10 protein-coding genes are annotated in these 13155 nt (G+C 51.5%); 4 read left to right on the top strand and 6 right to left on the bottom strand.

What is annotated here, in order from left to right:
- Positions 1 to 148: 148 nt before the first annotated feature.
- The 6 genes from B0F88_RS14510 to B0F88_RS14485 form a co-directional block, all read right to left on the bottom strand.
- On the bottom strand, positions 149 to 3607 hold the full coding sequence (locus B0F88_RS14510; RefSeq protein ID WP_104424653.1) for a mechanosensitive ion channel domain-containing protein: 3459 nt from the start codon (positions 3605 to 3607) through the stop codon (positions 149 to 151).
- Between the two features lie 156 nt (positions 3608 to 3763).
- The gene (miaA, locus tag B0F88_RS14505) at positions 3764 to 4705 is read right to left on the bottom strand and encodes a tRNA (adenosine(37)-N6)-dimethylallyltransferase MiaA (protein ID WP_104424703.1); all 942 of its coding nucleotides are present in this window, start codon (positions 4703 to 4705) and stop codon (positions 3764 to 3766) included.
- A gap of 132 nt (positions 4706 to 4837) precedes the next feature.
- On the bottom strand, positions 4838 to 6652 hold the full coding sequence (gene mutL / locus B0F88_RS14500; protein WP_104424652.1) for a DNA mismatch repair endonuclease MutL: 1815 nt from the start codon (positions 6650 to 6652) through the stop codon (positions 4838 to 4840).
- 99 nt (positions 6653 to 6751) lie between these two features.
- The gene (locus B0F88_RS14495) at positions 6752 to 8110 is read right to left on the bottom strand and encodes an N-acetylmuramoyl-L-alanine amidase (RefSeq protein WP_104424651.1); all 1359 of its coding nucleotides are present in this window, start codon (positions 8108 to 8110) and stop codon (positions 6752 to 6754) included.
- An 83-nt stretch (positions 8111 to 8193) separates the two neighbouring features.
- On the bottom strand, positions 8194 to 8616 hold the full coding sequence (gene tsaE, locus B0F88_RS14490) for a tRNA (adenosine(37)-N6)-threonylcarbamoyltransferase complex ATPase subunit type 1 TsaE (RefSeq protein WP_104424650.1): 423 nt from the start codon (positions 8614 to 8616) through the stop codon (positions 8194 to 8196).
- Complete coding sequence (locus B0F88_RS14485; protein WP_104424649.1) at positions 8613 to 10079, bottom strand: NAD(P)H-hydrate dehydratase; 1467 nt, start codon at positions 10077 to 10079, stop codon at positions 8613 to 8615. Before B0F88_RS14485 ends, tsaE begins: the two co-directional genes overlap by 4 nt.
- A gap of 423 nt (positions 10080 to 10502) precedes the next feature.
- Here B0F88_RS14485 and B0F88_RS14480 point away from each other — a divergent pair, with 423 nt between their 5' ends.
- The 4 genes from B0F88_RS14480 (at position 10503) to B0F88_RS14465 (ending at position 13066) form a co-directional block, all read left to right on the top strand.
- Positions 10503 to 10766 (top strand): type II toxin-antitoxin system Phd/YefM family antitoxin, encoded by a 264-nt coding sequence (locus B0F88_RS14480; protein ID WP_104424648.1) that lies wholly within the window; start codon positions 10503 to 10505, stop codon positions 10764 to 10766.
- A gap of 3 nt (positions 10767 to 10769) precedes the next feature.
- A complete protein-coding gene (locus tag B0F88_RS14475) occupies positions 10770 to 11045 on the top strand; it encodes a type II toxin-antitoxin system RelE/ParE family toxin (RefSeq protein ID WP_104424647.1) in 276 nt (91 codons plus the stop codon).
- Positions 11046 to 11299: 254 nt separating this feature from the next.
- Complete coding sequence (queG, locus tag B0F88_RS14470) at positions 11300 to 12385, top strand: tRNA epoxyqueuosine(34) reductase QueG (RefSeq protein WP_104424646.1); 1086 nt, start codon at positions 11300 to 11302, stop codon at positions 12383 to 12385.
- Between the two features lie 168 nt (positions 12386 to 12553).
- Positions 12554 to 13066 carry a DUF4124 domain-containing protein gene (locus B0F88_RS14465; RefSeq protein ID WP_104424645.1) on the top strand — a complete coding sequence of 171 codons (513 nt, stop codon included), beginning with the start codon at positions 12554 to 12556 and terminating at the stop codon, positions 13064 to 13066.
- The last annotated feature ends 89 nt before the right edge of the window (positions 13067 to 13155 follow it).

The raw sequence follows: 13155 nt of genomic DNA, 5'->3' as shown, positions 1-13155 counted from the left end.
CGAAGGGCTCAGGGCGAACGGAAGAATTTTACCCGATCCATATCGGGAAGTTATTAATGACCGTATCCTTAGTCTGTCGTTCGCAACCCCAATTATTTTTCTCGCTCCCTCGTGCGGCTAATCGTTGCAGCAAGTTTTAAAGCCTTTCTCACTCTTGCGGCGCCGTTATCAATTGCTGCACATCATGGTTTGTCTCACTAGCATCATGCACTACAGAACGCACATGGATGTCCCGTTGCGGAAAGGGAACTTCTATGCGGTGCTCTCGCAGGGCTTTTTCAAGCCGGAAAAGTAAATCATGCGTCACCGGCAGCCGGTTTGACAGTTCGCAGACAAAAACACGAATGGAAAAATCCAGCGAACTCTCGCCAAAACCGACCATCAATACACTCGGCTCAGGCTCTGCAAGCACCAGCGGCGTTGATTTTACGGTATCGACCATGACTTTATGCGCCAGTTCCACATCGGAACCGTAGGCGATGCCGACAGGAATCACCACGCGGGTTACCGCATCGCTTAACGTCCAGTTGATAAGCTGGCTGGTGATAAAGGTTTTGTTCGGCACAATCAGGTCTTTCTGGTCCATGTCTATCAGCGTAGTGGCGCGCATATGAATACGGCTGACTTTACCGGTAATGCTGCCTATGGTTACGGTGTCGCCGACCCGGATCGGACGCTCGAACAATAGGATAATGCCCGACACCATGTTGGCGAAGATCTCCTGCAAGCCGAAACCCAAGCCGACACTGAGCGCCGCCACCAGCCACTGAACCTGAGACCAGCTGCCGCCCAGTTCATTTGCGACGCTGATAAAGCCTATCGAAAATAAAACATATTTAGCCAGCTGGTTAACCGCGTAACGGCCGCCCGCCTCTATCGGCAAGCGCCTGAATACCAATAATTCCATTACGCCGGAAAAGTTTCGTATCGAGACCACCGCGATAAAAATATACAACCCGGCCAACAGCAGATTGATCAAGGTTATCGGCTGATAACTCTCCTGGTTGTCGATATTAACCAGATGATGCCAGAGTACAACACGATCCAGAAATGAAAAAGCCGGCAAGATGTTTTTCCAGATCATCCAGAAACCGATCACCACGGTAAAACCGATAAAAACGTTCAGCAGTTTTATCGTTTGAGCGTTTATTTTAGGTATATCGATTTGTTGCTCGTCAACCGGCAGTATCGGATCTTCCGATCCTGCCAGAGGTTTTTCGGCAATCGCCGCGGTTTTGCGTTTTTGTCTGGCATTGCTGATGGCCAGCTGTCTGTTGACCAACGTTAACCAGCGAAACACCAGCGCATGAATAATGATGACCGAAAAAATCAGCCTTAAGGTGACAACCAGTTTTTGCTGCAACTCCAATGCACTCAAATAATAGCCTGCCACAGCAAATCCGATGATAACCAACGGTATCGCGATGGCCGCCGAATACCAGACGTAGCGCAGCTTGGCTATCCAACCGTCGGCGTTTTTGTCGATATAGCCCCGCAACAAACCGCTGGAGGGTTTTAACACCCGGCCCACAAATACAGTCATGGCAATCATGTCGATAATCAGCGCCAAACGGCCGATGCTGTCGCTGTGTGCGGAAAACTTTGATGCGCCGGTACTGCTGATAATGAATACCCCCGGCACGACAATAAAACGTATCCAGGCGACCTGTGTGCGTAAAAGACCGACTATCGTTTTTTGCCATTGAAAATGTTTGCGCGCTATGCCATCGGCCGCAAACAGGCGGTAAAAGAATTGCAGGAAAAACAGCGGCAGCGCGGCTCCCTGCAAACCTTTACCGAGCGCTTGGGAGAAATCGTCAACGCCAATATCCATACTCAAAAACCAGCCCAGGTACTCAAAAAGCAACGGCAACGGCAAGACTATAATCAAGTTGTAGGCCAACGCTCTTAAGGTGTAATAAAAGCTATCGGTAGAAATCCTTTCAACCTTGCCGGAAATGGCTTGCAACTGTAATTTCGCCCAGTTTCTGGCAAACTGTAGACCGACAAAAAACAATACCGCGACAAACGTCAGAAACAGGTAATTCCAGGCCAGCTTAACCGTATCTTTAATCAGCGCCATCCAGTTAAACGGCGACAGCAGCCATTGTGCGGAATGATATAAATCGGCGATATAATTCAGGTTAATCGGCTCCGAACTGGGCACCCACAACAAACGCTCGTCCAGATAAGTGGCGAATTTACCGGCCTGAGTGATCATTTGTTGCCTGGCAAAATCAAGGTCGCCTAAGGTGTGCAGGTAGCTTGTATAAGCAACGGACAACTTGTTGAGCAGCTCTTTCTGATTGTTCAGCAACACCCTTAACTCGGCCTGTATCATCATGCGCTGATCGGCAGGCAAGGCCGGATCGACCTGCCGTCTCATCATGTCCTTCAGCGTTGCATCAACATCGGCCAGCCGCTCCAGTTTGTCCTCGACCTTGAATTGCGCAAGACTGGCTATTGCAGTTTCATTCTGAATAACCTGGGATTGCTGCTCAAACTCATTCTGAATCGGTAAATTGCGCCGCTGTTCGCGCAGTATTTTCCCCAGAGCCGGACTTAAACCCGCCAGGCTGATTTTCTTTTCAGCGCTTTTAAAGTCGGTTTCAATTTCGCCGGCTTGAGCATCCACCCTGGCTTTTTGTTCGGTGTATCGCTCAATTCTTGCGGTAAAGTCCTGTAAATCGCGGCTGTATTGAATATTTTCCCGCGTATTTTCCTGGATAAGGGCATGCTTACCGGAAGCCGCTTTTTCCGCCTGGCTGAGTGCATCCTGCATTTGTTTCGCTTCCTGCTGGCGTAAATCGAGAGCAAGACTCTCGATTGCAGCAACAACCGAGCTCAACGCCGCTTTTTGCATATCCAGCTGCTGAAACTGGGCTTTAAGCAATTCAACCCGGGCCGGATTGCTGATGGCTTCAACATCTAGCATTTTCAACTCGGCCGCGCGGGAATCAATCGATGTTTTCAGCTGCGCCTGCCGGGCTTCGACTTCCAGTTTTGAGCCCGATTTATCCGCCGTCATTCCCAGTTTTTTTTGCGCCGTCTCTATATCTTGCTGCGCAGCCAGCATTTCTTCGCGAATAAATTGCGGGCGGCTACTTTGCACCGCAAGCTCATCTTCAAGTTTCTTTAGCTGCTCGTCCAGATTACTGAGATTTCCTTTCTCAATAATAAGACGCTGCTCAAGCTCCTCGACCGGTATCCGGCTAAAATCTTCCGGTTTTTGCCTGGAAGCTTTTAGCGAAGCCTGCTCAATTTCCTTTTGCAGCCTTTTGGTTTGTTCAGGCGCTTGCTTCAGGGCCGCCTTAAAATCGGCGGTCTGCGCCTTAAACTTTTCGATATTGGCCAAATTATCTTCGGCCGTTTGATAAATTGACAGCAACTTGGATTTTGTTGCCTCATCAATGCCCTCCCGTGTATTGATGGCGTCTATTTTGGCTTTTAGCGTGTCTTTATTGATCTGAAACACCGGGTTTTTCTGCCCCGCATCCGAGGCTGCACTTTTAGCCCATGCCCCGCTTGAGCCCAAGGCGACAACCAGCAATAAAAACAACAGGGGATGAATCCTAAATTGAGTAAGAGGCAAATTAATGATTTTCATAGATTATTCAAAGCACAACTGGGAATGGATAGCAGCGTTATTGTAAACTGTTTTTGCCGGTTTCGAAGCGGGAAGCGTGAGAAGGATGCGAATCTCCGGCACTGCGGCATAGATGCATTCTTTACCGGCAAGGATGCAGGCAAGATGCGGCGGCTTTCAGCGCAGCCTGGCATTCACTTCCGCCAACACTTTTGTTAACAGTTCCGGTTCGCCGGTCTGGAAATTTGCCGCGTCGGTTTCCCGGCGCAGCCAGGTAAACTGGCGCTTGGCCAGCTGCCGGGTGGCGACGACGGCTTTTTCGGTCATGGTTTCAAGATCATATTCGCCTTGCAGATAGGACCAGGCTTGGCGATAACCGACAGCCCTGATCGACGGCATTTTCTCGGTTAAATCGCCGCGCCGATAAAGCGCTTCCACTTCATCGATAAATCCCTGTTCCAGCATTTGTTTAAAGCGCCGGGCGATGATGCCGTGCAGTATGGCCCGGTCTTGGGGGGCGATAATCAGTTTTATCCGTCGATAGGGGATGTCTTTCGCCTGGGCTTCGGTGAAAAAAGACGTTAACGGCTTGCCGCTGATTTCGTAAACTTCCAGGGCGCGTTGTACGCGCTGCGGGTCATTGGGATGGATTCTCGCCGCCGCCTCCGGGTCGATCCCGGCCAGCCGGCTGTGCAGGGTCTCTTTACCCAATTGTTCCAAATCCCGGTCGAGCCTGGCCCGGATAGCCGGGTCGGCTTCGGGTAGTACCGCAAGCCCGCTGTTCAGGACATTAAAATACAGCATCGTGCCTCCGGCCAGTATCGGAATTTTGCCGCGCCGGGTTATGTCATCCATCAAGTCCAGCGCCTGTTTCCGAAACTGACCGGTAGAAAACGATTCGGCGGGATCGAGTATGTCGATCAAATGGTGGGCAACGCCGCCTCTTTCATCCAACGTCGGCTTGGCGGTGCCTATATCCATGCCTTTAAACACCAACGCGGAATCGACGCTGATGATTTCTCCGTTAATCGCATGGGCCAGTTGTACGGATAGCGAGGTCTTCCCTGAAGCGGTAGGCCCCATCAGGAAAATGGCCGGAGGATTGGGGTGGTTTTTCATAATTGAGGTGATGGTAACTAAAATGGAACACGGATGACGCTGATTGGATAGATTAATACGGATAAAAAGGCAAAGGGCGAAAGGCGAAAAAAACACCTTTCGCCCTTTGCCTTTCGCCTTGTACCGATAACATTATTGCCCGCGCAAGAAGAATTTATCCAAATCACCGGTCGATAATTCTATCCATGTCGGTCTGCCGTGATTGCACTGCCCTATTCTTTCGGTTTGCTCCATGTCCCGCAGCAAGGCGTTCATTTCGTCGATAGTCAGGCGGCGGTGCGCACGCACCGAGCCATGACAGGCCACCGTGGCCAATATTTCATTGGATTTTTCCTGTATCCGCCGACTCATGCCGTGTTCGGCCATGTCGGCCAGCACATCCCGAATCAGGGTTTCCATGTCGGTATTGCCCAATAGAGCGGGTATCGAGCGCAGGACGATGGTTTCCGGTCCGGCACGGTTAAGTTCAAAACCCAGGGAAGTGAAAAACGCTTGCTCCTGTTCGGCCAAATCCGCCTCCGCCGCACTGACCTTTATTTTAATCGGCAGCAATAAAGGCTGACTGGGCACCGCGCCGTTTTGGTATTGCTGTTTCAAACGCTCATAGGTAACCCGTTCATGAGCGGCATGGGCGTCGACCAGGATGATGCCGGCCGCGGTTTCGGACAAGATGTAGATGTTGTGCAAATGCGCGATCGCGTGGCCCAGCGGCTTCGCTTCCGGTTGAACCTGCGCTACCGGCTCGGGTTTTGGATACAGCGACGCATAGGCTTGTACGGTTTCTTCCACATGCAAGGGTAGCGGCGGTCTGAGGCTGTAGACCGGTTTATTATCAAAACCGGGCGTTGACTGTTGGGTTGCGCTATCGTTTTGCCAACCTACATTCTGGACAACTTGTGTTTGCGGCGGCGATTCGGTGGCCGACTGTTGGATTATGCCATGCCCCGGCCTTAAATCGGCAAGCGACCGGTGCAGCGCAGAAAACAGAAAATCATGCACCAGACGGCCTTCCCTGAATCTGACTTCAAGCTTTGCCGGATGTGCATTGACATCGACCAGCGCAGGATCGAGCGTCAGGTACAAGACAAAAACCGGGTGCCGTCCATGAAACAACACATCCTGATAAGCCTGCTTGACCGCATGAGAAACCAGCTTATCCCTGACCAGCCTGCCGTTGACGTAGAAAAACTGCATGTCCTGCTGGCTGCGGGAAAAAGTCGGCAAGCCGACCCACCCGGTCAGTTGCAGGCCCGATGCCGCAAAGTCGATTTTTATTGAATTTTCGATAAAGGCCGTGCCGCAGATACCGGCAATCCGCTGTTCCCGCTCGGTTTCCGTTGCCGCCGGCTTCAGGTTGAGCATTTCCTTTTGGTTGTGCGACAGCGTAAAGCCAATATCGAAACGGCTCAGCGCCATGCGTTTGATCAATGTTTCTATGTGGACATATTCGGTTTTTTCGGTTTTTAAAAACTTGCGGCGGGCCGGGGTGTTGTAAAACAGGTCGCGCACATCGATCGTGGTGCCGGGAGGATGCGGGTCGGGTTGGGGATCGAAATCCTGCTCCGAGCCGTCGGCAACAACCTTCCAGGCGCAATCGGCGTCGCTGATGCGTGAAATCAGCGTAAGCCTTGAAACCGAACTGATGCTGGGCAAGGCCTCGCCGCGAAAGCCCATGCTGACCACCTGCTCCAGATCCTTTAAGCTGGCGATCTTGCTGGTCGCATGCCGGGACAAGGCCAACGGCAAGTCGTCTTTGATGATGCCGCAACCGTTATCCCTGATTTTTATCAGCCTTGCGCCGCCCTGCTCGATTTCAATGGAGATTTGACTGGCCCCCGCATCAAAACAGTTTTCAACCAGTTCTTTAACCACGGACGAGGGTCTTTCGACCACTTCGCCGGCGGCAATCTGGTTAACAAGTTGAGTGGGGAGGGAACGGATACGCATCAGCCAGCCTAAAGCAAAAAGCGTATTTTATATGATGGGGGTAATTATTCACACTGCCTTGTAAGAAGCCGACCGGCATCCTGCAAGGTTAAAGCTTTTTCACATCTCTAAAGCCGCTACGCTGCTTCCCTCTGGGGAGGGTTTGTAAGGAGACGTCGTATCGAAATAATTGCGCACGCCATCAAAAATAGCGCCGGCTATTTTCGCTTGATGCGCGGCATTGACTAACCTAAGCTCTTCCGACGGATTGGAGATAAACGCTGTTTCAACCAAAATAGACGGCACATCGGGCGATTTCAGCACCAAAAATCCGGCCTTTTGCACCGAAGCGTAATGCAGTTCGCCGATGCGTTCGAAATTTTTCAACACCTTGCCCGCAACATTCACGCTGGCGTCTTGAGTAGCGGTCTGCGACAAATCCAACAATACCGAAGCCAGCACATCCTCTTTATCGTTCAGGCTGACGCCGCCGACCAAGTCCGATGCATTTTCGCTGTCTGCCAGCCAACGCGCGGCTTCGCTGGTTGCTCCTTTGTTAGACAAGGTGAATACCGAAGCGCCTTTGACTGTCGTATTCTGGAAGGCGTCGGCATGAATTGAGATGAATAAATCGGCCTTGGCCGCCCTGGCAATCTGCATTCTTTTCCTAAGATCGACGAAATAGTCGCCTTTGCGAACCATGACGGCCTTCATGCCCGGCTGTTTATTAATTAAATGCGCAAGTTTTCTGGCAATTTCGAGTGTGATCTTTTTCTCTTCGGTACCGTTGGCTCCATGTGCGCCGGGATCGTTTCCGCCGTGTCCCGCATCAACCGCAATAATGATGTCTTTGTTTCGTTTGGCCGTTTTTGTTGATTTAACCGGCACGACCTCTGCCTTTTCAGCTTCTTTTGTTGATTTAACAGCTATCGCTTCAGACTTTTCAGCTGCTTTCTTTTGCAATTCCTTAACCGGTTTTTCTATTTGTTGCTGGCTGTCCGCCGCTTTGAGGGCCGCCGGTTTAGAGGCAATAGGCTTAATATCTGCTTTCTGCTCAAGCTTCGCGTAGCTATTCGGATTCTTATCCAGCAATTCAATAACCAAACGCTTGCCATTCAGGCTATTGGTTCTTAGTGACGTGCTTTGTGCGCTAATTTCTCTTTTTAAATCGACTACAATTCTTATATCGGTCTTATTTTTTGCTGCAACGCGTACTTGAGAAAACAGCGGATGGGATGCGGGCGGCTGGCTTAACGCCTGCTTTAAATTAACATTGCGCATATCAATCACCAGACGCGCCGGATTCTTCATCAGGAAAATACGATGTTCCGGCGAAGCAGTCACATCGAACAGCATTTGAGTCTGGTCAGGCGTATTCCAATAACGCAATGAACTCACATCGATTTGTTGCGCGTAACCGGGTACCACCGCCAATACCTGTAATCCAATAACAAACAAGAGCTTCCAGTAACTTCCCATCGGCATAACTCATAAAGTAATAATCTGGATTAGATTATAGCAGTATGTAATTGTTTTTCTAGGCCGGTTATATAACTATTTTTTTAACTTTGTGAGTTGCCGTGTAATTCCAGTGAGCGCCCGTTCCCGTCCGTAGCCAAACTGATGACCCTATCCGGCTCGGGTAAAAAGCCTTTGCCCATATCCGGCCACTCAATAAAACACACGCAATCCTGATCAAAATAGTCTCTTATGCCTATCCATTCCAGCTCTTCGGGATCGGCGACCCGGTACAAATCAAAATGAAATATCTTGCGCCCCGCTATCGTATATTCTTCGACCAGCGTATAGGTCGGGCTTTTAACCGCGCCGGTGTAACCTGCCGCCCTGAGAAAGCCCCTGACCAGCGTTGTTTTTCCTGCGCCAAGATCGCCCTGCAAAAATATCACGCATTTTGTCGGCAACTCCGCCCAAAGCTTCGCGCCAAACTGTTCTGTCGCTTCGGTATCCTTTAAATATGTCTTCATTCATTTACCAATTGTCTGAGATAAGGCATTAAATCACCGGCCAGCAAGCCTCTTTCCCCGTCTTTTTCTACGGCCAAATCCGCCGCCAGACCGTGATTATAAACCCCTTGCTGCGCCGCATCCTTTAAAGACAAGCCCTGAGCCAGCAATGCGGCAATCACACCAGACAGCACATCGCCCATGCCGCCGGATGCCATACCCGGATTACCGGTGTTGGAAACGGCAAGTTCGTGTTCGGACGCAATCAATGTGCCTGCGCCTTTAACAATCGCAACGCCGCCGTAGCGAACCTGAATGGACAAGGCCGCCGCAAACCGGTCTTGCTGTATGCCCGCAGTCGTGCAGTTTAACAGTCGACCGGCTTCACCCGGATGCGGCGTTAAAATCCAGTCCGGCTTTGCGGTTGGCGAAGCGGCCAAGAGATTCAAGCCGTCTGCATCGACTATCATCAGTTTTGCTGAACTTATCACGGCATTAAACAGCGCTTTCGCCCAATCGCTTTGCCCTAATCCCGGCCCGACCACGACAACATCGGCTTTTGCCAGCAACGCCGCCAACTGCCCGGCTGTTTCCACGCCATGACACATTAATTCCGGCCTGTTCAGGTTCATCAACCCGGCATGCCCGACCCTGGTCGCTATGCTGACCAAGCCTGCGCCGACCCGCAACGCCGCCTCGCCGGCCATCCGGGCCGCACCGGAATACCCCAGTTCGCCGCCTATTATCAGCACATGCCCGCAACTGCCTTTATGCGCGCAACGGTCGCGGCGCGGCAATGAGGTTTTGACTACACGCGTCGCCGAGGCTTTAAGCCCCATAAACACATCTTCGGGCACGCCCAGTTGCGCATAGCATATCTCGCCGCAATACTCGGCTGCCTGTCCGGTAAACAGTCCCTGTTTCAAACCGATAAAAGTAACCGTGCAAGCGGCTTTTACCGCACAACCCATCACGTTGCCGGTGTCGGCATTTAAACCGGACGGAATATCCACGGCGATCACAGGGGACGGATGGGCATTGATGGTCTGTATCGCTTCGGCGTAAAGCCCGGTAACCGGCCTGTCCAATCCGGTACCCAGCAGCGCGTCAACCAGCACATCGGTGTTGATGGCTTGCCCGGCCTGAAACGGCATAACCGCGCCACCGGCTGCACTGTATTTCCGGTAGGCGGATAATGCATCGCCGGTCAGTTTATCAGGCTCCGAAACCGCATATACGCAAACGTTCAACCCCGCTTCCACTGCCAGCGCGGCAATAATATAACCGTCGCCCGCATTATTGCCGGAACCGCAAAAAACGGCCACCGACCGGGCGTCCGGCCATTGTTTTTTAATGCGCTGGAACGCTTCATGCCCTGCCCGGCTCATTAATTCAAAACCGGGAATGCCGCGTTCTTGTATCGCGATTCGATCCATTTCCCTGACCTGCGCGGCGCGATAGAGTTTTATTGGTAAATTTTGCATGTCTTGTGATGTTGTTTCGTAGCGGCAACCGGCAGGTCCTCTGGGTAGCACCGAGAAACCTAAAGGAAACGCCGATTTAATCCTTCGACAGGGCTCTCCTGAGCGTAGCCGAAGGGCTCAAGAAAACGGTAACATACTGATTCCGTTCATGGTGAGCCTGTCGAACCATCAACGGAAATGATTTGCTCAACGCTTCCCTACAGGTTTTATTGGCTGGATTTGATTATAACGCAGTAGTAAAAAGCTTGGCTGAAAAGTGAAGCGCATCATCTCGCGAATGATGCGCCTCCTATCGTCGGCACATCCTATAGCCTGAGTATTTCGTCGAGTACCGCGTATTTTTAAATGTTGACTGGGTCTGTTGTTCTATAGCACTTGGCGTGGTATTTTAATATCTTATTAAGTACCAAAAGGAGTATAAATATGAATACCATCCCTGCACAGGAGATCAAGCGGCGCGGGATTGCCGCCGTAGATGAGCTCATTACCAAAGGTGATGTCCATGTCATACGAAACAATCAGCCGCAATATGTGGTGCTTTCCGAGGCTCGCTATCAGGCGTTGCTGGAGGCGGAAGACGAAGCGCACACGGCGCGGGTAATGGCCTCGCTGGAAGATTTGCGCGCCGGGCGGGTGCAACGCGGCACGGCGGAGGAGTTGCTCAAGGAACTGGACATGGAAAGCTGAGCTATGTACACCCTCGTTTGGACGGCAGGCTTTACCCGCACGGCCGGTAAATTTCTAAAGCAGCACCCGGAATTGAAGGAAAAGTTTGCTGCGATTCTCGGCGATCTGGAGCGCGATCCCTTTCAACCGTACCTCAGGTATCACTCGCTTGGCGGCAAGCTAAAGGGCGTACAAGCAGTCAGTATCACTTCAAGCTATCGTCTTACCCTAACCCTACTGTTTTCGGATAAAGAAATCATCCTGCTAGATGTAGGCAGCCATGACGAGGTGTACCGGTAAGGGGCATATGCAAGGTTATAGTGTTTGCACTTCAAAATTCAGTTTTTAAATCTCCTCTTCCCAACCCTCTCCAGCAGGAGAGGGCGCATAGATGCCGAATTTTGAAGCCCGATGAGTATAGTTCCTTTAGCAGTACAGGATTCGCAATCCCGTCCCTAACGCTGCATTTAAGCAAAGCGACTACATTTAACGTTTCGGCTTATTAATCAGTTCCATTTCATCTACATTCAATCCTTCGCCTCCCGTCGCCCGCTATGGACATCAATAACCAACAAATGACTACCCTCGCCGTGCAAATCAAGCAATGGGGACAAGAGCTGGGCTTTCAACAAGTGGGCATCACCGACGCCGGTTTGCCGGAAGCGGAAGCCCACCTGCAAAACTGGCTGAACAATGGCTTCCACGGCGAGATGGACTATATGCAGCGCCACGGTCTTAAACGCAGCAGGCCCGAGCTATTGCATCCGGGCACTGTGCGCATTATTTCCGTGCGCATGGATTACCAAACCGAATCCGCCATTACGATGAATCAAGTGCTGGCTGACCCGGCTTCCGCTTATATTTCCCGCTATGCGCTGGGCCGCGACTATCACAAACTGATACGCAACCGCCTGCAAAAACTGGCCGACAAGATTCAAGCGGAAATCGGCCCCCTGCTCCCGGACTCCATGCGGGCTTTTGTCGACAGCGCTCCGGTGCTTGAAAAGGCCCTGGCCGAAAAAGCCGGATTAGGCTGGATCGGCAAGCATTCCAATGTCATCAGCCGCAAAGCCGGATCGTGGTTCTTTTTAGGCGAGCTGTTCACCAACCTGCCGCTGCCGGTCGACAGCCCGGCCACAGCGCATTGCGGCGAGTGCCGCGCCTGCCTGGATATTTGCCCAACTCAGGCGATTGTCGCTCCCTACCAAGTCGATGCAAGGCGCTGCGTGTCCTACCTGACTATCGAACTGCACGGTTCGATACCGGAAGATTTAAGGCCGCTGATCGGCAACCGCATCTACGGCTGCGACGACTGCCAGATCATCTGCCCATGGAATCGCTTCGCCAAACTGACCGGCGAACGGGACTTTAACCCCAGGCATCGGCTCGACACCCGGCAATTGCTTGAAGTGTTCGCATGGACCGAAACGGAATTCCTGGCAAAAACCGAAGGCTCTGCGATACGGCGAATCGGCCATCAACGCTGGCTCAGGAATATCGCCGTTGCCTTGGGCAATGCTCCCGCCTCGCCGCTTATTACCGATGCTTTAAAGCCCATGCTCGACCATCAATCCGAGATGGTCAGGGAGCATGTAATATGGGCGCTGGCTCGGCAAGGCCCTAACGATTCAGCGGGATAAACAAGGCGAAAGGCAAAGGACAAAAACCACCTTTCGCCTTTCGCCTTTCGCCTTTCGCCTTTCGCCTTTCGCCTTTCGCCTTTTCTAGCCTAATCCGTAATTTAAATGACGCCCAATCAGGATTGTTTGTATGATCCCGCCAAAACCGATCGATAGGGACATGCAACTATGAAAAAGATATTTTTTATTTTATTGATCCTGGGCATTTCATCCGCCTACGCCGAGGTTTTTAAATGTCAGTTGAAATCGGGCAAAACGGTTTACCAGTCTACGCCCTGCCAATCTGCGATAAAACAGCAAGCTATCGAGATCCCAAAACCCGACCCGCGCAAGATTGCCGAGGAAGAAGCCAAACTCAAAGCCTGGAAGGAGGATTTTGCGGCGCGCGAAGCGGCAAGAATCAAGGCCGAAAAAGAGCTGCAAGCCGAACTGGACAGAAAAGCCTCTGTTGAAGCGTTGAAAAAAAGCGCCGAATATCAACAGCAGCAAGCCTATGAGGCAAAACGGCAGGCCGATGCGCTGGAGCGGCAAAATATGCAGCCTCCCCAATTTTACCCCTATTATTATCCGTCTTATCAATCACTCCCGGCTTATCCGTCCCGTATACCGCATCAACATCAAAAAACCGGCAAAGACAATGACGGCAGCGGCCGCGCAAAAATTATTTTTAACTGGAAATAAACGATATATTAAAAGTATCCTCATTGAAACCGCGCCGCATCTGTAGATTATTCAAAATAAACTACAATAGGCGCAACATAAACCCTCAC

The sequence above is a fragment of the Methylobacter tundripaludum genome, assembly GCF_002934365.1.
In the GTDB taxonomy this organism is placed as follows: Bacteria; Pseudomonadota; Gammaproteobacteria; order Methylococcales; family Methylomonadaceae; genus Methylobacter_A; species Methylobacter_A tundripaludum_A.
The sequence above is the reverse complement of the archived record's forward strand: the minus strand, read 5'-3'. Positions and strand labels throughout refer to the sequence as shown.